Source organism: Janibacter sp. LM (assembly GCF_039631275.1).
GTDB classification, from domain to species: domain Bacteria; phylum Actinomycetota; class Actinomycetes; order Actinomycetales; family Dermatophilaceae; genus Janibacter; species Janibacter terrae.
This window is the reverse complement of the sequence record NZ_JBDIVG010000029.1, coordinates 35,277-55,640: the sequence shown is the minus strand read 5'-3', so window position 1 is coordinate 55,640 and position 20,364 is coordinate 35,277. Positions and strand designations below refer to the sequence as shown.

Sequence of the window (20,364 nt, the reverse complement as noted above, 5' to 3'; positions counted from 1 at the left end):
GTTCGTGCTGCCGCACAGCCGGACTACTGACCACCTTTGCCGCGCATCCGCCAGATGTTCCTCTGCAGCTGACCCAGGCGAGAGTTCCGCAAGTTCTGGAGGCGGCGGCTCGTGTACTCCAGGTCTCCCTGAAGCCTCGTGATCTGTTTCTCGGCGGAGGCCAGTCTCGCCGAGACCGCCAGGAGGTCCGCGGAGACCTCGGGGGCGGGCTCGACGTCGACCGGAGCCCCGGTAAAGTACCCCCATCGCGTCGCCGCCGCCTCTCGCGCATGCCAGCTGCTCACCGCGAAACAGGCCCCCAGGAGAGCGGCCGCTGCTGGGGCCCCCTGCTCGTCGTAGACCAGGTCCACCCACGGCCCCCGCATCCTGGCAACGACGGGGTCAAGCACAGGTCGTGCGGTATCGACGCTCCTCACGAGATCTGTCACGAGGACGCTGTGGCCCGTGTCCGCCGACAACGGGCGGCTACCCAGAGCAGCCAGGAGTCGAGGCGCGACCGTGGAGTACCAGTGCGGCCGGGACACCGTGAAGCATCGCTCAGCCGCCACGCGTAGGTCGTCGCCATGGTCTCTCATCCCCAGCAGCGCCGCCCTGAACTCCGAGGACGAGTCGACGAAGTAGGGGTAGTCCTCCCCCAGCATGTGCTCATGCATCCGCGTCCGGTTGACGATTACCGGCTTGGCAAGGGCGCCGTACTCCAGAACTTTCGTCGACAGCTCCGTGCTGTCCGACAGCCGGCTCGAGCGCCAGCTGATGCCAAGATCCGCCTGCCTGATGAGCTCGCGGGCCTCCGTGCGTGCGAGTCTCCCGTGCCAGGTGACGTGCGGGGACGAGGCCAGCAGGTACTTCACGTTTGCCACGAAGAGAGGGTTGTCGGGATCCTCCTTGAACTGGTCCCCAGCGATGTCAAGATGCAGCGACCCATCGACGGCCGCAGCCGACTTGACGCCAGCGATGATCCGATCAGGGATCCAGTCGCGCAGAAACTTGCCAGTGTAGACAAGCCGTGTCGGGTCGGGCCGAGCTACATAGCACTCCGTGAACTCCCCGTCTGCGTCCGGGACGTGAGGGGGCAGGATGAAGGCTCGCTCAGCCACGGATCCGAGTCCCCAGTGAGACAAGGTCCCGAGCATCTCAGGTGTCTGACAGCAGAACTGTGCCCCGAGCTGCTCCAGCTCGAGCAGTGCGGTCACCACGGCAGGGTCGGGGTCGTCGACGAGGCTCACGACACCCGTGACGTAGACGCTGGTCCTCTCGGCAGCCTCCGGACAGACCCGTAGAAACTCCAAGGCAGCTTCGTTGTCACGGATGAGCACGGCGTCGAACACTTCGCTCTCATACACCGCCTTGAGCGTCTCGCCGTAGGACTGACGTGTCATGTACGACCCGGAGAGTCCCAGCTCGAGGCCCAACCGGGAGCGGTATGGATCGATCAGTCGGACGTTCGCCCGCCCCAGGACCTCGGCCAGCACCTCAGGCCTTGTGACGGGGTTCGCGGCGACGAGCGTGACCTCCACTCCAGGGTACTGGGAGCACATCGCCGCCACCCCGGACAGGAAGAACGCTGACCCGTCAATGACGTTGACGTTGATGTAGCCGCCGAGGAGCACCCGGAACGGCGTGACCTCCAGCTCGATAGAGGGCCTCACCGCCCCAACTCCCTTGTCGCAGAGATGGTCTGCCCGTCGCGGTGCGATCGCACGGTGACCCGTACATGCTCGCCCCCTGCGAGGGTCCTCAGGATCACAACCGAGTTGTTGCGGACGTCCCGCTTGAGGTCCGACTCACCGTCGTCTCCGATCACGGTGAAGGTGTAGTCGAGGTTCTCCCCATCAGCGACGCAGATGACCTCGACGCCTTCCGGGAGGTGGTTGACGAGCACCTTCCTGATGCGCACCGTGACCAGGCGGGCACCCAGTCCCTCCTCCTCGTTGGTCTGCATGACCGCTGCAGTGTGCATCACCATGTACTGCAGCTGCCGCTCGAGCTCGCGATAACGGCATTCCCAGATGTCATCCACGCCTGACCTTCTCTCGGATGAGGGCGACTTCACGATGGACCGTCTGCTCGTGTCCGCACTGCGACCTCATCCGCCTCGCGCCTCCCCCGGAGATCTGCTGAAAGAGGTCAGGGTCGAAATACAGCTCCTCAACTGCGTCCGCGAGGCCTACCGCCGACTCCGGGGGGGCCAGCATCCCTGTCACTCGATTCTCGATGAACTCGGGGATCGCCGCCACATCGCTGCTGATCGTTGCCAGGCCAGAGGACATGGCCTCGCACATCGAGACCCCCTGGCTGTCGAAGCGCGTGGGAGCGAGAAAGACTCCGTGCAGCTGGTGAAGGTAGACGATCTCGTCCTGCGAGAAGAACCTCTCGTGGAGCGAGACGTTGGGCAGGTCCCGCAGATCCGCCACCTCTCGCTCGAAGAGGCGCCCCTCACCGCAGATGGTGAACTCGAGCTCGCCGAAGAAAGGCCGCCGGGAAAGTTCCTTGATGGCTCTGACCGTCAGGTCATTCGCATACTTCCGTGAGGCAAAGGGCCTGATGCTGAGAACTCGGAGGCGGTCGGCGTCCTCCTTGGGTTCGAAGCGGAAGAGGCGCTCGTCGACGAGGTTGGGGATGACGTGCGAGCCATGCATCTCGGCTCCAATATCAGGTTCGACAACCATCCGCTGGAACCATTCCGAGACGTTGATCCAGGTGAAGTCGAGGGGTTCATCCGTCACGAGGTGCCTGAGGAAGGCGTTCTGCTCCTCGTAGTAGGACGTCCTGCGCTCGAGCGCGACGATCGCCTCCTCGGCACTGTCCAGGAAGTTGAACCACCGGCGGTGCCAGGCCTCGGCCTCGAAGCCGTGGACCCAGACGAGCACCGGGCACGACACCTGGGCCTCGATGAGCGGCTGGATCCTTCCTGGCTCCGCGAAGTGGACGAGAACGGCGTCGAAAGTCTCGCCGCGCAGGAGCGCGAGCAGATCACGTGACCGCCCGACCTCAACGCTGACACCTTCGAACTCGTAGTCATACGGCGTCGCAACAGGCTCATGGTGGTAGAACACTCGGACTCTCATCCCAGCGGAGACATACGCAAGGACACGCCTATGGATGAACCCGTTGCGGTACAGGACCCCAGGGGACGGGTACGCATTGCAGACGACAAGAACGTCCAGATCCGGGGCGGTCCCGTCAGTGTTCGAAACTCGGGGCAGAGCTACCGGGGCAGGCGGCTTCATCTCAATGCTCCTGATCGTCATGTGATGCACGTCGGCGCACCCACCGGCACACCACCGACTTCGGCAGCCACTCGTCAACCTCGAGGCATCCGCCAGACTCGTCCAGCCAGCGCGTGAGGATAGTGCGTTCCTCCTCGCGGACCGTGTCGTCGAGCACGATCGTACTGTTCTCACCCAGTCGATCCTGGAGGGCGGAGAGTGCGGGGTACCGGGCGTGGCTACCGGTGGACGCGGGCGGGCCGTCGACGAAGAGGAGCCCGACCGACAGGTCATCGGGGAGCTCAGCTGTGTCGTACCAGAGTCGCTCCACCCCGCCGATTGTCAACGTCGTGAGGGGTGCCTCCACGACCGTCGCCCATCCCGACACCTCATAGGTCTCGAGGAGAGTCCTGGTCCGGCGGACGTGCTCCGCGTCGTGCTCCAGAGCGAAGCAGTGCCCCCTTCCTGCGCGACGCAGAGCGAGGGCTAGCCACAGGGTGGAGACCCCGGACCCGCACTCAAGGACCGCCGAACCCGCAGGCATTCGTCGGGCGTGATGCACAAGAGCCGCCAGAGTGGGCGCGGTCGCTGCCCAGTGTCCGATGCTGGGGAACGGCGGGAGACCCTCCGGAGCGGTGGCGCTCCGGAGGGCGAGGTACTCCGCCACGTCCGACGGCGCTGCCTCCTGGGCGTTGATCAAGGTCACCATGCGTTCCTCCAAGGCCGCGAGGCGTGCGAGGACTTCCTCCTGGAAGGCTGCTTGAGTCTCGACCGCGGGATCGTCCGCATGGTCATCAACCATCACGACCCCCCGACTCGGCGATGTCCTGGATCGCCTCCGCCACTCCCCGACGGATCACGTCATAGGTCCGCGCCGAGTAGTGGAAGGGCGCTGGACCCCAGCGGTGATCTGGATCGGCACGTGCCTCGGACTCCGGCACTCTGATGAATTCGAACCCAAGCTCCTCCAGATGCGAGTAGTACCCCGCCATCTGGGCGTTGAGCAGGTCAGCACGTGACGCTGTTGCCGGATCGGGGTCCGCCTCGGGCGCGTCCGACTCGGCGATGAACGGCACAGCGAGGACCCGGACCCGGCGTGTCAGGCCGGCCCTGTCCAGGAGATCTCGGAACTCCACGGCGGCCACGCGGAAGCGACTGAGGTGCTCTGGCTCACCGAACTGAATCGTCCTCAGGTCTTGGGTGAGGTCTGGATCGACCAGGGCTGTCCGAACCTCGAAGGAGTCCGTCAGGACGCGCCCGTCGCTCGCCATCCGCAGACCGAGCCGCTCGTCGACGAGGTCCCACAGGACGAGATCGGTCGAGTCCGCAGCGTCGCTGAGGAGATGGGGTGCACGGTGGGTCAGGTCCCATCGGACCATCCGTCGTTGGAAAGACGAGGGGAGCGGTGCGAGGTCGAGCTCGATCGGCTCGGCCGACGACATAGCGCTGACAAGGGACTGCCGGGCGACGTACTGGGTGATAGTGACGTCGCCTCGACCGTCGTTGAAGGCATCTCGCGATACACAGCTGCCGTAGATGAAGATTCGGGGACGCTCGGTCACGACTGATCCACCATCGGGACGAAGTCTGCTTCTCGATGCCCCAGCCCGAACATCTCCTCGATCGCCGCCACCGACCGACGCGAGGCTAGACCGTCCCCGTACGGGTTCACCGCATGGGCCATCTCCTCGTACGCGCTCGCGTCGTCGAGGAGCCTAGAGACCTCAGAGAGGATCTTGTTGACGTCGGTCCCCACGAGTCGCACCGTGCCCGCTTCCACCGCCTCCGGTCGCTCGGTGTTCGTCCTGAGCACGAGGACCGGCTTGCCGAGGCTGGGAGCCTCCTCCTGGACCCCGCCGGAATCGGTGAGGATGAGGTGCGCAGCCTGCTGCAGGTGGATGAACTGGACGTAGTCGAGTGGCTCGATGAGGCTCACGTTCGGCAGCGGCGTCAGCACGGGGAAGATCAGCTCACGGACGCGGGGGTTCTTGTGCGCCGGGAAGACGACCTGGACGTCCGGGTATCGCTGCGCGATCTCGGCGACCGCGCGCGCGATGTCGCGCATCGGTTCGCCGAGATTCTCTCGACGATGAGCCGTCATGAGGATGATCCGACGGCCCGAGCGCACGGCATCGGCGACCTCAGGGTCGGAGAAGGTCGCCTCGGTCTGGGCGGTGTGCAGCAGAGCGTCGATGACGGTGTTGCCAGTGACGACGACGTCCTGACCAGGGAAACCCTCCGCGAGGAGGTTGGCCCTCGCCTGGCCCGTCGGCGCCAGGTGGAGTCTCGTCAGCTGGCCGGCGAGGCGGCGGTTCGCCTCCTCCGGGAACGGCGACTGCAGGTCGTGGGATCGGAGGCCAGCCTCGAGGTGGACCACGGGGACATGCCGATGGAAGGCGGCGAGAGCAGACATCGCGACCGTCGTCGTGTCCCCCTGGACGAGGATGGCGTCGGGCTCCACCTGCGCGAGCGCCGAGTCCATCCCCTGGAGGACACGGGCTGCCAAGGCGTTGAGCGACTGCCCCTGACGCAGCACGGCGATGTCGAGGACCGGTTCGATCCCGAAGACGCCGTTGACCTGGTCGAGCATCTCGCGATGCTGGCCTGTCGTCACCGGCACTACATTGATGTGCGCCGAGGACCGCAACTCAAGGATCAACGGCCCCACCTTGACCGCCTCCGGCCGGGTGCCGTAGGCCACGAGTACGGTCTTCATTTCATGCACCTGACCTCTTCGTCTCCGCACGGCCGTCTGGACAGCATTTCTCACGTGAGCGATCTGAGCTTCCTCCGTCGTCCCTGTCTCGGCGTGGTGTAGGAGATGCTAACTGCAGCATGATCCTTCCGGACGTTGCGCAGGTGGGCAGCCGCCCGTTCGGGCTCGTCCTGGGCGATGCACCAAGCCCACCAGCGATAGGCGCGCGCTGTCTCCTCCGCCGGACCGTCGGCGACGATCTCTCCTTCGTGGAGCCAGAGGGCACGGGTGCACATCTCCTCGATGGTCTGGGCCGCGTGCGACACGAGGAAGATCGTGCCCGCTTCCTCCCGGATCTGCCTCATCCGGTCCTCGCTGCGGGACTTCGTGGCGGCGTCACCAGTCGCCAGCGCCTCGTCGATGAGGAGGATGTCGGGACGGGCGGCCGCCGCGATGGCGAAGCGAAGACGCGCACCCATGCCGGAGGAGTACGTCTTCATCGGTCGGTGGATCGCCGGGCCGAGGCTCGCCAGCTGCAGGACGTCCGGCACCGCCGCCGTCGCCTGCTGCGGAGTCAGACCTATCGCGAGCAGGCCGAGCCGGACGTTCTTCGAGCCGGTCAGCTCAGGGATGAGCGCCGCATTAACCCCGAGGAGGGTTGGCGTGCTCGTCGCAAGGACAGACCCCGAGGTCGGTGGCTCGAGGCCGGCCATGATGCGCAGCAGTGTCGACTTGCCGGAGCCGTTGTGACCGAGCAGGCCGATCGTCTCGCCCCGTCTCGCGACGAAGCTGACGCCTCTAAGAGCGTGCACCTTTGACTTGCGGCGCCACAGGCCAGCGCGTCTGCCGTCGTCCTCCTCGGCGACGACCTTGTAGGTCATCCTGAGGTCCCTGACGACGACGCTCGCATCGGTGATCAGCGGGTCACTCACGGCCGTACTGCTCCTCGCCCTGCCAGAAGTAGAGGAAGCCCAGGAGCGGGGTGACGACCGCCCACGCGGCGAGGACGACCCAGAGGACGGGATCACCCGGCTTGCCGTAGAGCAGCAGGTCCCTCGAGATCTCGAGGACGCAGTACAGCGGGTTGAGCTGCGTGATCGCCATGACGACGGGATGGTTGTCGGTGAGGTTCTCCAGGGAGAACATCACGCCCGAGCCGTACATCCAGATCCTCGTGAAGAACGAGATCGCCACCTTGCTGTCTGGGACGAGGGCCCCGAAACGCGCCGCGTACAGCCCCAGGCCGAGGTTGACCAGGGTCTGGAGGAGCAGGGCGACCGGGAAGAGCAGCCACCACGTGGTGATCGGGGCTCTCGGGGGAATGGTCAGGAGCAGGACGACCATCGTCAGGACTGTCGGCACAGTGGCGAAGGCCTCGCGGAGGATCCCTGCGAGCGGGATGACCGCACGGGGGAAGGCAAAGGTCCGGATGAGGTTCTTGCCGGTCGAGATCGCGCTGACCGAGGTCGTCAGGGACCGAGCGGAGTACCCGAACAGGAAGATCCCGATGAGGAGGAAACCGATGAAGTTGTCGATCCCCCGCGAGGCCCCGAGCAGCATCCCGAAGATCACGTAGTACGTGGCGCCATCGATGAGCGGCCGCCCGATGAGCCAGAGGTTGCCAAGGAGGAAGTCCTTGTTGGACGTGAACGTGCGTGCCTTGGAGTCGGCGACGATGAAGGCGCGGCGCCGCCAGAGCTCTCTGACGTAAGGGGCCAGGGGGAGCCGCCGTCCGACGGGTCGCAGGGCCTGCACGTCGACGTACTCGGTCGAGACCGGTCCGACGTCGTCGACCGGCGGGTCGCCCTTCGCGACTCTGGCCATCAGTGCACCTCCTCTGCGCCCACGAGTGTGTCGTACAGACCCACGTATCGGTGGGTCAGGGCGGTCCACGTGCGTGTCTCCGCGAATGCTCGGCCCCTCAGACCGAGGTCGGTCCGCAGCGTCTCGTCGCCGGCCAGACGGACGAGAGCCGCAGCGAGGTCGGCTGCGTCGTCCGGCCTCACGAGGAGGCCGCTCCCAGGCGTCTCGACGATCTCGGCCAGCGCGGGGAGGTCGCTCGCGACCACCGGGCGTCCGACGGCCATGGCCTCGATCGGCTTGAGCGGAGTCACGGTGCGGGCGACCTCGATGTCCCGACGCGGCACGACGAAGACGTCGAGCGCCTGGTGCCACAACCTCGCGGCCGAGCGCGACACTCGCCCCGGGAGCAGCACATGCCCCTCAAGCCCGAGACGGCGCACCTGATCGACCAAGGCGGGGCGAGCCACTCCGTCACCGACGATCGCGGATCGGACGTCCACGCCCGCCTCGCGGGCGAGCGCGACGGCGTCGATCAGGGTGTCCAGGCCTTCGTACCCGACGATCGAGGAGACCGTACCGGCCCAGATCCCTTCGGAAGGCAGGTCCAGGTGCCTCCGAGCGGACTCGGCGGGAGGCGCGTCGACGAGGAGGGTGGCGTCCACGGCGTTGGGCACGATGGTGACCCGCGCGAGAGGGACGCCACGGGCGACGAGGTCCTCTCGCATCGCCCCTGATGTCGTAACCACCGCGTCGGCGGCGAGGGCCATCTCGATTTCGCGGGCTCGCCAGAGCTGGTAACGCTCGCTCGTCAGGGCTCGCTGCGCTAGGTCGCCCGGGCGGGACGCCGCCCAGGTCTTCTCGAGCTGACCCCGGACCTCGTAGACCCACGGGACGTCGAGCGAGGCTGCCGCAGCCTGAGCGACGAGAGCGTTCGGGTAGTGCGTCGTGGCGTGCAGGACCTGGGTCCCAGACCGGGCGCCGATGCGCGTCACCTGCTCGGCCCACATCTCCAGGCGCTCCTCGGCTGTCGCGGGCAGGCGCGACCCGAGCACGCGGTGGTAGGGCACACCGTCGACGAAGTCTGTCGTGGCCGCGGCCGCCACCCCGATCGTCACCGGGTAACCCGGCCGCGTCACCGCACGCGCGGAGATACCCGCGCCGCGCTGAGCCTGGAGGATCGAGTGGCTGCGCATCGAGTAGCCCGATGATGTATGCGGCAGCGAGTTGGTCAGGACATGGGTCACGCTGCGGCGCCGCACGCCGAGTCTGACAAGGGGGGGTGCCGGTTCCGCGATCCGGTGGCCGGGCTGCAGCAGCGTTCGTTCTGAGGCGAGACGCGCCGCGTACCGCCGGTCTGACCCGTTGCCGCTGGTCGTGAGCTGCCGGACAGCCTCTCCGAGAGCACCCTCGCTCCAGAGGGCCCGGGCCTGGATCCGTCCCGGCCGCCCCGCGGTGCCCTCCACGATGAGCTCGAGCTCCTCGGCCAGACGAGACCTCCCTGCCGCGGCCAATGCCTCTTGGGCAGGCGCCGGGCGGTCCGCGAGGACGTGCCCCAGCGCCACGACGCTCGGCTGGCCGTGGACCCGCGTCAGACCGCTGGACAGCCTGTCCCTGACGCTGTGGGGCAGGCGGCGCATGACGAGCACGCCGAAGGAGACGGGGTCGTCGCCCACGTGCTCCACAGCCGTCGACCCGAGCAGCAGGAGGTTCGACCCGATGCTCCGCAGCCGCGAGAGGTCCGTGAGCGGCTGGTCACCCACGACCACGTGGAGGTCCCCGAGCAGCGCGAGGTACTGCTCCCCGATCACCGACCGGGTCGCGTGGGTCTTCACCCACGCCATGGCTCTCGGCGCCGGAGCCGGAGCATCAGGCGCCTCCGCCAGCCGGACCCACAGACCGGCGAGCGCCGCAGGGTCACCCGCGGGGACGACGTCTCCTGCACCCGACTCGAGCACGACGTCTGCCGCCTCGCCGCTCACGCTCGCACTGACGTGTATCCCGGCAGCCATGAGCTCGTAGACCTTCGACGGGATGGTGAGCCGCAGGCCGGGCCAGTCCCTCAGCATGACCAGGGCCGTGTCGGCCCAGCGGTAGTGCTCTGGCACCTCGTCGCGCGGCACGACCCCTCGCAGCTCGACGTCGACACCCGCACGATCCGCAGCCTCCTGCACGAGTGCGCGTCCGGCTCCTCCCCCGACGACGCGTAGGTGCACCCTGACCCCCGAGAGCGCCGCGAGGCGAGCGGCCTCGACGGCCGTCTCGAGACCCTGAGCCCGGCCGACGGTGCCGACGTAGACGACCCGCAGCTCCCCCTTCGGCTGCCGGGGATCGAGCCTGGGCTCGACGTCGAAGGGGTGGGCCGCGTTTCGGACGACCCGGACGTGGCGGAAGCGTCGCTCACGCAAGGTCTCCGAGAAGGAGTGGGTCGTGGTCACGACCACCGATGCCCGACGCTGCAGCAGGCTGGTCCCCATGGCTGCCACCCGCGCCAGGGCGCGCTTGACCCGTTGCTGTCCGGAGGCCCGCCCGCCCTCCCACCGATCGATGACAGCGAGGAGGTCGGGCCAGGCATCGCGCATCTCGAGCACCAGCGGGCGCCGCAGCAGGCGAGACACGGTGACGCCGGCGAGGAGCGACGGGAGCGCCGGGACCGTCGTGATGACGACGTCTGGCCTCGCCTCTCCCCGGAAGCGTCTCGCGATCCACACCGAGTCCGCTGCCCCGACGAGCTGATCGGCGAGGAGGGACCAGACGGTGCCGTCGGTCTCGCGGAACCGGGCCCGGTGGATGACCTCGCCGTGCTCGCCGCCGTGAACCGTCCCGGGGGCGAGGTGGCCCGCCTCCGGCCACATCCGCCCCGCGGGGTAGTGGGGCACGGGGGTGATGACCGCGAGGCAGTGGCCCTGTGCGACGAACTGCTCGACCAGCCCCGCCCAGCGCTGCTGGGGGGCACCCATCTCGGGGGCGTAATGATGCGTCAGCAGCAGGATGCGCATCGACCTGTCCCGGCAAGCATGAGAGGCATTCTGCCCGACGCCCGCTTGGTGCTTGTCACATGGCCCAAACCAGTGTCGGCGATTCCTGCTGCCTTCGACGGCAAACACAGCAAAATGGTCGCCATGCACTCAGTCAACGGCGCAGCTGTCACCGTCACCGGCGAAACCGGTTCCTTGGGCAGGACGACGGTCCGTCACCTCCTGCCATACACCTTCGGCTAGCACGGGCGCCCCCGGTACCGCGACCTTCGTCCGCGCGACGATCGCCGAGGAGGACGTGACGATCAACGACAACCAGGTCGGCCTGCTCCACGTCCAGGACGCTGCGCAGGCGCTCATCGACGGGCTGGAGACCAGCACCGGTCGACTCTCCCCGAGCCTGAGACGCACGAGGTGCAGGAGGTGTGAGACCTGCTGCAGGACTTGCACGCGAGCCACGTCCCCGTCGGCGAGATCCCCGAGCTCTCGACGAAGTTCCGCATCGACCTCTTCACCACCTACCCGGCGGCGCTCTTCCCCAAGCACTACCCAATCGCGCTCACCCCGCACAGCGACCCGCGCGGCTCCGTCGTCGAGACCGCGCGGTGCCGTGGCGGCGAGGGGCAGACCTCGTTCTCGATGACCGTGCCCGGCACCAACCGGGGCGAGTACTACCACCTGCACAAGATCGAGCGCTTCGCCGTCATCTCCGGCACCGGGACGATGGATCTGCGCAATATGTTCACCGACGAGGTGCTGACCTTTCCCTCCACCGGTGAACAACCCGTCGCCATCGACATGCCCGTCGGCTGGGTGCACAACATCACCAACACCGGTGACGGCGTGCTGCTCACGCAGTTCTGGAGCCACGCGCTCGTCCGTCCGCATGCTCCGGACACCTTCGTCGAGCCGGTCCACGCATCCAACACCTGAACACCAGTTTGGACATCCATAACTAGACGTTATGCTCCGGGGGTCCGTCCGAAGAGAGGTTCCCTCGTGCCCACTGCTGCCCCACAGGCTGCCCTGACGCACCTCGACGTCCTCGAGTCCGAGTCGATCCACATCATCCGTGAGGTCGCCGCGGAGTTCGAGCGCCCCGTCCTGATGTTCTCCGGCGGCAAGGACTCGATCGTCATGCTGCGGCTGGCGGAGCGGGCCTTCGCGCCCGCCAAGATCCCGTTCGGCCTGCTCCAGGTCGACACCGGGTTCGACTTCCCCGAGGTCCTCGCCATCCGTGACCGCTGGGTCGACCGGCTCGGCATCGAGCTGCACGTCGCGTCCGTCGAGCAGGCCATCGCCGACGGCATCGTCATCGACGACGGCAAGACCTCGCGCAACCGGCTGCAGATCGGCACGCTGCTCAACGCCATCGAGGAGCGCGGGTACACCGCAGCCTTCGGCGGCGGACGCCGTGACGAGGAAAAGGCGCGCGCCAAGGAGCGCATCTACTCCCACCGCGACGACTTCGGCCAGTGGGATCCCAAGAACCAGCGCCCCGAGCTCTGGTCCCTCTACAACGGGCGCATCCACGAGGGCGAGCACATGCGGGTCTTCCCACTCTCCAACTGGACCGAGCTCGACATCTGGCAGTACATCGGCCGCGAGCAGCTCGACATCCCCGAGATCTACTACTCGCACCAGCGACGCGTCTTCGAGCGCGACGGGATGCTGCTCACGGAGAGCGAGCACAACCCCCTTCGTCCCGGCGAAGAGGCGCAGGAGCGCACCGTGCGCTTCCGCACCGTCGGTGACCTGACGCTGACCGGCTGTGTCGAGTCCGCAGCCGGCACCGTCGAGGAGATCATCGACGAGATCTCCATCGCCCGCCTCACCGAGCGCGGCGCGACCCGTGGCGACGACCGGTTCAGCGAGGCCGCCATGGAGGACCGCAAGAAGGAGGGCTACTTCTGATGAGCACCGATGTTGAGAACGTGACCGACCCTTCGAGGCTCGTCGCTGGCGCTCCTCGCACCTCAGGGGGCGTGACGGGGACCGACCTGGACCTGGGGCTGCTGCGCGTGGCCACCGCGGGCTCCGTGGACGACGGCAAGTCGACGCTCATCGGGCGCCTGCTGCTCGACAGCAAGGCGATCTTCGAGGACCAGCTCGAGGCCGTCGAGGCCACGAGCAAGGCCAAGGGCCACGACCACACCGACCTCGCGCTGCTGACCGACGGCCTGCGCAGCGAGCGGGAGCAGGGCATCACCATCGATGTCGCCTACCGCTACTTCGCCACGCCGCGCCGCAAGTTCATCCTCGCCGACACCCCTGGCCACGCGCAGTACACGCGCAACATGGTCACTGGCGCCTCGACCGCCGACCTGGGGCTCGTCCTCGTCGACGCCCGCCACGGCCTGACCGAGCAGTCCCGCCGGCACACCGTCCTGCTGTCCCTGCTCCAGGTCCCCCACATCACCCTCGTGGTCAACAAGATGGACCTCGTCGGCTACGACGAGTCCGTCTACACGCGCATCCGTGACGAGTTCCTCGCCTTCACCGAGCAGCTGCAGGTGCCCGCGGTCGCGACCTTCCCCATATCGGCCCTCGTCGGCGACAACGTCGTCGAGACGAGCGACGCGATGCCCTGGTACTCGGGCACCAGCCTGCTCGAGCACCTCGAGACGGCCGAGAGCGCCGACCTCTTCGAGACGAAGGGGGACCGCTTCCCCGTCCAGTACGTCATCCGCCCGCAGCAGGGCGAGCACCGCGACTACCGCGGTTACGCCGGCCGCGTCGATGCGGGCACCTTCCACGTCGGCCAGGAGGTCGTCGTCCTGCCGAGCGGCGTGCGCACGACGATCGCCGGCATCGACACCCTCGACGCCACGCACGAGCAGGCCGTCACCGGCCAGTCCGTCACGCTGCGCCTCGGTGACGACGTCGACGTCTCCCGCGGCGACCTCATCGCCGACGCCGAGCACGCCCCCGAGGTGACCCGCGAGATCACCGCGACGGTCTGCTGGATGACGACCGGCACGCTCCACAGCCGGCAGAAGCTGCTGCTCAAGCACACGACCCGCACGGTCAAGGCCATCGTCGACGGCCTCGGAGCGCGCCTGGACGTCAACACCCTCGAGCGTGACGGCGAGGCCAGCGAGCTGGGGCTCAACGAGGTCGGGACCGTCTCCCTTCGCCTGTCGCAGCCGCTCGCGGTCGACGCCTACGCGACCCACCGGGCGACGGGGTCCTTCATCCTCATCGACCCGGCCACGGGCAACACCGTGGGCGCCGGGATGATCTCGGGCACGCACGGGGTCGAGTACTCGATCTGAGGGTCGGCCCGGCCTTGACTGTTCTGATCATGTTCAGAACAATGGGGGGATGGCTGTCATGACCACGTATCGCGCCTCCGACCTCTCCCGCGACAGCGCCAAGGTCTTCCGGTCGGCGGAAGAATCACCCGTCGAGGTGACCCGCCGCGACGGCGAGTCCTTGGTGCTCACCCGCAAGAGTGAGTACGACGAGCACTTCGCTGCGCTGGCTGTCGCTGCCGACCTCGTCGTGGTGTCCCTCGCACCCGGCGACTCTCCCCTCGAGGATCGGCTGCTCGAGCGCTTCCCTTGGCTGCGCTTCCTCAGCGCTCGCGACCGGACGTCCTTCACCACCGACATCATCGACACCGCCCGCGGGTGCGCGGCGGTCCACGACTTCGGGCCCTTCCTCGTCGAGCTCCACGAGTGGCAGGCGACAGCGGCTGCCATGGCTGCGGGGTACACGTCCCCTGATGACCTGGAGTGGCTGGACGAGCCGATGGTGGTACCCGACCCGCGCATCGCCCCGGCTCCCGTCGAGGCGTGATGGTCAGGCGGTCACGGGTACCGCGGCCGACGAGGTCCACGGAGTACACACTCATCTTCGGCACCCGCCAGGCCGAGCGGGGCTGGCGGGACCTGCTCGCGACCCAGCGCAATGCCGTGGTCGAGACGTGGGAGTTCCTCACCCGGACGCCTCAGGAGCGGGTCCCACGCAACCACCGCCTCAAAGGCGAGCTGTCCACCGTCACCCACGACGGACGTACCCACGAGCAGTGGCAGCACGAGCTGACCAACGGCGCACGCATCTGGTTCTACGTCGACGAGTCGACCGTCGTGCTCGTCGACGTGCACACCCGGCACCCCAACCAGACGAAGTAGCCCGCCCGGCGCCCGGCGCCGACGAGCGGGAGGCGTCAGCCCGCGTGGGCCGCCACCGCAGCGGCGACCGCCTCGGCCACGCCCTCCTGGAAGACCGGCGGGACGATGCAGTCGGCCGTGGGCTCCTCGACGAGGTCGGCGATGGCGCGCGCGGCGGCGAGCTTCATCTCCTCGCTGATCTGCACCCCACCGGCGTCGAGCGCCCCGCGGAAGATGCCGGGGAAGGCCAGGACGTTGTTGATCTGGTTCGGGAAGTCGCTGCGGCCGGTCGCCACGATCGACGCGTACTTGTGCGCGATGTCGGGGTGCACCTCGGGCGTGGGGTTGGCCAGCGCGAAGATCATCGGCCCCTTCGCCATCGTCGCGATCTGCTCCTCCGGCACGGTGCCGCCCGAGACGCCGATGTAGACGTCGGCGCCCTTGAGCGCGTCGCCCATCGAGCCGGTCCGGCCCGAGACATTGGTCGTGGCGGCCAGCATCTCCTTGTGCGCGACGAGGTCGTTGCGGTGCTTGCCGATGATGCCGCGCGAGTCGCAGACGACGATGTCGACGACGCCGGCGAGCTGCAGCAGCTGGGTCACGGCGACACCGGCCGCGCCGGCGCCGCCGACGACGACCTTGAGCGAGCTGATGGTGCGGTCGACGACGCGGCAGGCGTTGATCAGCCCGGCGAGCACGACGATCGCCGTGCCGTGCTGGTCGTCGTGGAAGACGGGGATGTCGAGGCGCTCGCGCAGCCGGCGCTCGAGGTCGAAGCAGCGCGGGGCCGAGATGTCCTCGAGGTTGATCCCGCCGAAGCTCGGCGCCATCCGGGCGATCGCGTCGACGAGCTCGTCGATCGAGCCGGACTCGAGGCACACCGGGATCGCGTCGACGCCGGCGAAGTGCTTGAAGAGCACCGCCTTGCCCTCCATGACCGGCATCGCGGCGAGCGGGCCGATGTCACCCAGGCCGAGCACGGCGGTGCCGTCGGTGATGACGGCGACCGTGTTGTTGCGGGCGGTGTAGGTGCGCGAGAGCGACGGGTCCTGCTCGATGGCCAGGCACACGTCGGCGACGCCCGGGGTGTAGAGCAGGGACAGGTCGTCCTGGTCGCGCAGCGGCTTCGTGGCCCGTACCTCGACCTTGCCGCCCTCGTGGGCGACGAACTGCGGGGCAGTCAGGTCGTAGGTGGTGGTGGGCTCGGGCGCAGACACGGCAGACAGACCTCGGATGAATCGATACCAGACACAGGAGACGGAGCGCCCTGGGCGACCTGGTGGGTCGCAGCGGGCGGCTGGTGAGCCGCGCCCATCCTCGCACACCCAGCCACTACGCTCGGCGAACCACCCCCCTTCGCCACCGGAGTCGTCCATGCGCTCGCGCACCCTGCTCGCCGCCCTGCTCACCGCAGCCCTGAGCGGCACCGCGCTCACCGCCCAGGCGCAACCGACGGCCTCTCCCGACCCGCAGGTCCGTGTCACGGGCACGCTCGTGCGCACCGCGGTCGAGGAGGCAGGTGGGCGGCAGCACTTCGGCGTGCTGAGCGAGGACCGGGTCGTCCCCGTCGACGGCGCCGGGCTGGAGCACACCGCACCCGGCTCCCGGGTGAGCATCGACGTCGCCGTCCCGCAGACCGTCCTGCGCCGCTCCTCCCCCGCCGCGCCCACGGCGACGCTGCGCGCCGCGAGCCGGGACACCGCCCTCGCTCCCGGCGGCGACCCCCTGCCCGTCACCGAGGTCCTCTCCGCCGAGGCCGCACCGCAGGCCGCGACGAGCACCCGCAAGATCACCTACGTCGAGGTCACGCCGAAGGGAGTGACCCGCGACCCGGTCACCAGTACCGTCGCGACGCGACAGGTCTCGGCCGCGGACGCCTACTGGAGCGACCAGTCCGGTGGTCGGATCCGCATGGGCGCGCCGACGATGAAGCCCCACTACACCTCCATCTACACGTGCAGCGACGACCCGATGGCGCGCTTCGACGAGGCGCTCGTCGAGACCGGCTGGCGGGTCGAGGACAACTCCAGCCTCGTCCTCGCGCTGCCGCGCTCCACAGCGAGCACCTGCGGCTACGGCCTCGGGACCCTCGGCGCCACCACCTCGGCGCCAGGGCTCCTGCACGTCGCCGACACCCGCTACCCCGTCCTCGCCCACGAGCTCGGGCACAACATCTCGCTCGACCACGCCAACTCGCTCATGTGCTCCAGCCGCAGCGACACGCGCAACCTCAGCGACGGCTCGTGGGACAGCGGCTGCCGCGAGGCTGCCTACGGCGACTCGCTGGACGTCATGGGCGTCTCCGGCTCGACCGCGCCGATGCTCTCCTCCCCGCAGGCCCTCGCCAAGGGCCTCATGCCCTCCTCCGCCGCGACGGCCGTCGGGCCCGGGACCACCCGCGTCACGCTCCGGCCGGTCTCCGGCATGGCCGGCCCCCGCGCGGCCGTGGTCACCAACCGCGGCTCCGGCGTGAAGTACTGGGTCGAGCTGCGCGCCGCCACCGGCCGCGACGCGACCAACCCCCTCGGCCAGGCCACCGGCGTGCGCGTGCTGCGGCTGAACTCCAAGGAGCGCACCAGCGTGCTCCTCGACCCCACCCCCACCGGCACCCGCGACAACTCCATGTCGCTCGCCGCCGGCCGCACCCTCACCAGCTACGACGGCAAGATCGCGATCACGACGGAGTCGGTCTCCTCCACGCAGGCCGTCGTGCGGATCGCCAACACCTCGAGGCCCAAGACCTTCTCGCTCGTCGCCGGGCCCCGCATCACCGGGACGAAGGGGGTCGGCCGCACCCTGACCGCCACGAACGGGTCGTGGTCGCCGACCCCGTCGTCGTACGGCTACCGGTGGCGGCGCAACGGCGTCGCGATCAACGGCGCGACCGGGCGCACCTACACCCCGACCCGCTGGGACGCCGGCCGCTACCTGACCGTCACCGTCACCGCCCGTCGCACCGGCTACACCTCGAAGTCCTCAGTCTCCCCCCGCGTGGGGATCCCGATCCACGCCACCCAGCGTCCCTACCTGGTCGGCACCCCTCGGACCTGGTCCCGCCTCACCGTCTACGTCGGGTCGTGGACGCCGAAGCCGACCTCGTACGCCTACCGCTGGTACCGCGACGGCCGCGCCATCAGCGGCGCGACCGCCAAGACGTACACGGTCCGCTCGATCGACCGAGGCCACCGCATCCAGGCCAAGGTCATCGCCCGCCGCACCGGCTACTCCACCGGGATGCAGCTGACGTACAGCACGACCATCCGCTCCTGACCCGACGCCCCTCCCGCCCCCTGAGGAGGCATCCGCCGCTCCCTGAGGAGCTTGCGCCGCAAGCGCGCCCGGCCCCCTGAGGAGCTTGCGCAGCAAGCGTCTCGAAGGGTGGCACCAACTACCCATACGTGCCGTAGATCCCCCGGTCCTAGCGTGTGCTCAACGCCGAGCGGGACTCCCCGCCACGACGCCGATCCCACGCCACGGGGGCTGCCATGCGCGCACGTCGAGTCCTGCCCGCCATCCTCGTCGCCGGAGTCGCGGTCGCCGCGGCGTCGACGACGAGCTCGGCCCAACCCCCTTCGACCGCCTCGGCGCCCGACGCGCTGGTCCGGGTGTCGGGCACGCTGCTCGCGACCTCGGTCGAGCGCGGCTCGCCCACGGCCTGGTACGCGGTGCGCGACGGTGACCGGCTCGTGCCGGTGCGGGGCGCGGTCCTCGGGCGGGTGAGGCCCGGCAGCACCGTGACCGTCGACGTCGAGGTGCCCGCCACCGTGAGCAGCGCGGCGGCCGCGGACCGGACGATCTCGATCCCGGGCCTGGGCGGTCGCGCCCGACCGCACGACCTCTCCCCCGCGGACCTGCGGGCGGCTTCCGACGCGACGCCGGCGAGCGCCGACAGCGCCATCGGGCGGGCGACGACGACGGTGCCGCTGGCTCCCGGCGCCGACCCGCTGCCCGCGAAGCGTCTCGTCTCCAGCACTCCCAGCACGGCCGCCGCGTACACGCCCGCGACCCGCAAGATCACCTACTTCGAGGTGACGCCGAGGGGGATCACCCGTGAGCCGCTCAGCAGCTCGCAGGCGAGCACGCAGGTGTCCTCGTCGGACGCCTACTGGCGGCTCAACTCGCGCAGCACCCTGCGGCTCGGCACGCCGATCATGCGCTCGCACTACGCCTCCCCGTACGGCTGCGCGGACAACCCCTTCGCCCTGTGGGAGGACGCGGCGAACGCGCGCGGGTGGGTCGCGGAGCAGGACTCCACCCTGGCCCTGAAGTTCCCCGAGGCGTCGTACGTGAGCGGAGGCTGCTCCTACGGCCTGGGCTCGGTCGGCATGGACCCCAACAGCGGGGGCTACGTGTACTTCGGGTCGTACACGACCAGCGTGCTGGCCCACGAGGTCGGCCACAACATGGGTCTCGGGCACGCCAACGCGATCGCCTGCGCCGGCGGCAAGAGCGACGGGGCGTACTCCAGCGGCGTCTTCAGCGGCTGCGACGAGTACGAGTACGCGGACTACATGGACGTCATGGGACCCGACCTCGGCGGGCCCCCGGCGATGCTCTCCAGCCCGCAGGCCCGCCACTACAGCACCCTCGAGTCGACCGCGCGCGTGCTCGTCGGCACCGGCACGACCACCGTCACGCTCAAGCCGATGGCGGGGACGAGCGGTGTCCGCGTCGCGCAGATCACCAATGCGATCACCCGCGCCGTGTACCTCGTCGAGTACCGCACCGCTGCAGGCCAGGACACGTTCGCCTCGACGTGGGTCCCGCCCGGCGTGAAGGTCCTGCGCCACAACCCCTACGAGGGCTCGAGCGTCCTGCTCGACGCGTCTCCGACCGGCAGTCCGGACGACAACTCGGTGCTGACCGTCGGGCGCACCCTCAGGAGCTACGACGGCCGCATCACGATCACGACGCTCTCGGCGACGTCGACCGGGGCGACGGTGCGGGTCACCAACTCGGCGACCCTCTCCCCCTTCACGCTCGTGACGGCCCCCAGGATCACCGGGACGAAGGGGGTCGGCAGGCTCCTCACCGCGTCCAACGGCACGTGGTCGCCGACGCCGACGTCGTACTCGTACCGGTGGAAGCGGAACGGGGCGAGCATCTCCGGCGCCACCGCCAGGACGTACACGCCGACCCGCTCGGACGCCGGCCGCTACCTCACCGTCACCGTGACCGCACGGCGTTCGGGCTACACCTCGAAGTCCGCGACCTCGGCCCGCGTCGGCATCCCGATCTACAACACGACGCGACCGAGCATCTCCGGCACCCTCCGCGCCGGCAGCACGCTCACGGTGACGAACGGGGTCTGGACGCCCACGCCGAGCACGTACGCCTACCAGTGGTACCGCAACGGCGTGGCCATCTCGGGGGCCACGAGCAAGACCTACGTGGTGCGATCGATCGACCGCGGCCAGCTGGTCAAGGCCAAGGTCGTCGCCCGCCGCACCGGCTACTCGAGCGGCTCGATCTACACGTACAGCAAGACGATCGCGCGCTGACCCCGCTCGCTGCGGAGCTTGCGCAGCAGGCGACCCCACGCTCTCGGCCCACGCTCCCTGAGGAGC

General features: G+C 68.9%; 17 protein-coding genes. 7 read left to right on the top strand and 10 right to left on the bottom strand.

Annotated features, from left to right (window positions below; translation table 11 throughout):
• Positions 1-23 precede the first annotated feature (23 nt).
• From ABC138_RS14750 to ABC138_RS14710, 9 genes are read right to left on the bottom strand one after another with little or no spacing between them, the layout of a single operon-like run.
• On the bottom strand, positions 24-1,649 hold the full coding sequence (locus ABC138_RS14750; protein WP_345914159.1) for a glycosyltransferase: 1,626 nt from the start codon (positions 1,647-1,649) through the stop codon (positions 24-26).
• Positions 1,646-2,020 (bottom strand): hypothetical protein, encoded by a 375-nt coding sequence (locus tag ABC138_RS14745; protein ID WP_345914158.1) that lies wholly within the window; start codon positions 2,018-2,020, stop codon positions 1,646-1,648. The genes ABC138_RS14750 and ABC138_RS14745 overlap by 4 nt, the downstream gene beginning before the upstream one ends.
• Positions 2,013-3,251 carry a glycosyltransferase family 4 protein gene (locus tag ABC138_RS14740; protein ID WP_345914157.1) on the bottom strand — a complete coding sequence of 413 codons (1,239 nt, stop codon included), beginning with the start codon at positions 3,249-3,251 and terminating at the stop codon, positions 2,013-2,015. Before ABC138_RS14740 ends, ABC138_RS14745 begins: the two co-directional genes overlap by 8 nt.
• Positions 3,232-4,011 carry a class I SAM-dependent methyltransferase gene (locus ABC138_RS14735; protein WP_345914156.1) on the bottom strand — a complete coding sequence of 260 codons (780 nt, stop codon included), beginning with the start codon at positions 4,009-4,011 and terminating at the stop codon, positions 3,232-3,234. Before ABC138_RS14735 ends, ABC138_RS14740 begins: the two co-directional genes overlap by 20 nt.
• Positions 4,004-4,771, bottom strand: a complete 768-nt coding sequence (locus tag ABC138_RS14730; protein WP_345914155.1) for a DUF6270 domain-containing protein — start codon at positions 4,769-4,771, stop codon at positions 4,004-4,006. The genes ABC138_RS14735 and ABC138_RS14730 overlap by 8 nt, the downstream gene beginning before the upstream one ends.
• Positions 4,768-5,925: a UDP-N-acetylglucosamine 2-epimerase (non-hydrolyzing) gene (gene wecB / locus ABC138_RS14725; RefSeq protein WP_345914154.1), complete on the bottom strand. Its 1,158-nt coding sequence runs from the start codon at positions 5,923-5,925 to the stop codon at positions 4,768-4,770. The genes ABC138_RS14730 and wecB overlap by 4 nt, the downstream gene beginning before the upstream one ends.
• 50 nt (positions 5,926-5,975) lie before the next feature.
• Positions 5,976-6,836, bottom strand: a complete 861-nt coding sequence (locus tag ABC138_RS14720) for an ABC transporter ATP-binding protein (RefSeq protein WP_345914153.1) — start codon at positions 6,834-6,836, stop codon at positions 5,976-5,978.
• Positions 6,829-7,728: an ABC transporter permease gene (locus ABC138_RS14715; RefSeq protein WP_345914152.1), complete on the bottom strand. Its 900-nt coding sequence runs from the start codon at positions 7,726-7,728 to the stop codon at positions 6,829-6,831. Before ABC138_RS14715 ends, ABC138_RS14720 begins: the two co-directional genes overlap by 8 nt.
• Positions 7,728-10,703 carry a glycosyltransferase gene (locus tag ABC138_RS14710; RefSeq protein WP_345914151.1) on the bottom strand — a complete coding sequence of 992 codons (2,976 nt, stop codon included), beginning with the start codon at positions 10,701-10,703 and terminating at the stop codon, positions 7,728-7,730. The genes ABC138_RS14715 and ABC138_RS14710 overlap by 1 nt, the downstream gene beginning before the upstream one ends.
• Before the next feature lie 423 nt (positions 10,704-11,126).
• On the opposite strand from ABC138_RS14710, the gene ABC138_RS14705 reads away from it, so the two are divergent.
• From ABC138_RS14705 to ABC138_RS14685, 5 genes are all read left to right on the top strand, one after another.
• On the top strand, positions 11,127-11,615 hold the full coding sequence (locus tag ABC138_RS14705) for a hypothetical protein (RefSeq protein ID WP_345914150.1): 489 nt from the start codon (positions 11,127-11,129) through the stop codon (positions 11,613-11,615).
• 66 nt (positions 11,616-11,681) lie between these two features.
• Positions 11,682-12,596, top strand: a complete 915-nt coding sequence (gene cysD / locus ABC138_RS14700; RefSeq protein WP_345914149.1) for a sulfate adenylyltransferase subunit CysD — start codon at positions 11,682-11,684, stop codon at positions 12,594-12,596.
• The gene (locus tag ABC138_RS14695) at positions 12,596-13,957 is read left to right on the top strand and encodes a GTP-binding protein (protein WP_345914148.1); all 1,362 of its coding nucleotides are present in this window, start codon (positions 12,596-12,598) and stop codon (positions 13,955-13,957) included. The genes cysD and ABC138_RS14695 overlap by 1 nt, the downstream gene beginning before the upstream one ends.
• A 58-nt stretch (positions 13,958-14,015) precedes the next feature.
• Positions 14,016-14,483 (top strand): type II toxin-antitoxin system Phd/YefM family antitoxin, encoded by a 468-nt coding sequence (locus ABC138_RS14690; protein ID WP_245634718.1) that lies wholly within the window; start codon positions 14,016-14,018, stop codon positions 14,481-14,483.
• Positions 14,483-14,818, top strand: coding sequence for a hypothetical protein (locus tag ABC138_RS14685; RefSeq protein ID WP_345914179.1), 336 nt, complete (start codon positions 14,483-14,485; stop codon positions 14,816-14,818). Before ABC138_RS14690 ends, ABC138_RS14685 begins: the two co-directional genes overlap by 1 nt.
• A gap of 35 nt (positions 14,819-14,853) precedes the next feature.
• Here the strand turns inward: ABC138_RS14685 and ABC138_RS14680 are convergent, their stop codons facing one another.
• The gene (locus ABC138_RS14680) at positions 14,854-16,014 is read right to left on the bottom strand and encodes an NADP-dependent malic enzyme (protein ID WP_169701933.1); all 1,161 of its coding nucleotides are present in this window, start codon (positions 16,012-16,014) and stop codon (positions 14,854-14,856) included.
• Between the two features lie 157 nt (positions 16,015-16,171).
• Here ABC138_RS14680 and ABC138_RS14675 point away from each other — a divergent pair, with 157 nt between their 5' ends.
• Positions 16,172-18,067: a hypothetical protein gene (locus ABC138_RS14675; protein WP_345914147.1), complete on the top strand. Its 1,896-nt coding sequence runs from the start codon at positions 16,172-16,174 to the stop codon at positions 18,065-18,067.
• 215 nt (positions 18,068-18,282) lie between these two features.
• Positions 18,283-20,298, top strand: coding sequence for a hypothetical protein (locus ABC138_RS14670; RefSeq protein WP_345914146.1), 2,016 nt, complete (start codon positions 18,283-18,285; stop codon positions 20,296-20,298).
• Positions 20,299-20,364: the final 66 nt, after the last annotated feature.

Excerpts from the sequence above, each read along its gene's own strand:
- wecB (WP_345914154.1), bottom strand. The coding sequence starts at position 5,925 with ATGAAGACCGTACTCGTGGCCTACGGCACCCGGCCGGAGGCGGTCAAG.
- ABC138_RS14675 (WP_345914147.1), top strand. The coding sequence starts at position 16,172 with ATGCGCTCGCGCACCCTGCTCGCCGCCCTGCTCACCGCAGCCCTGAGC.
- ABC138_RS14740 (WP_345914157.1), bottom strand. The coding sequence starts at position 3,251 with ATGACGATCAGGAGCATTGAGATGAAGCCGCCTGCCCCGGTAGCTCTG.
- ABC138_RS14710 (WP_345914151.1), bottom strand. The coding sequence starts at position 10,703 with ATGCGCATCCTGCTGCTGACGCATCATTACGCCCCCGAGATGGGTGCC.
- ABC138_RS14690 (WP_245634718.1), top strand. The coding sequence starts at position 14,016 with ATGACCACGTATCGCGCCTCCGACCTCTCCCGCGACAGCGCCAAGGTC.
- ABC138_RS14670 (WP_345914146.1), top strand. The coding sequence starts at position 18,283 with ATGCGCGCACGTCGAGTCCTGCCCGCCATCCTCGTCGCCGGAGTCGCG.
- ABC138_RS14695 (WP_345914148.1), top strand. The coding sequence starts at position 12,596 with ATGAGCACCGATGTTGAGAACGTGACCGACCCTTCGAGGCTCGTCGCT.
- ABC138_RS14685 (WP_345914179.1), top strand. The coding sequence starts at position 14,483 with ATGGTCAGGCGGTCACGGGTACCGCGGCCGACGAGGTCCACGGAGTAC.
- ABC138_RS14715 (WP_345914152.1), bottom strand. The coding sequence starts at position 7,728 with ATGGCCAGAGTCGCGAAGGGCGACCCGCCGGTCGACGACGTCGGACCG.
- ABC138_RS14735 (WP_345914156.1), bottom strand. The coding sequence starts at position 4,011 with ATGGTTGATGACCATGCGGACGATCCCGCGGTCGAGACTCAAGCAGCC.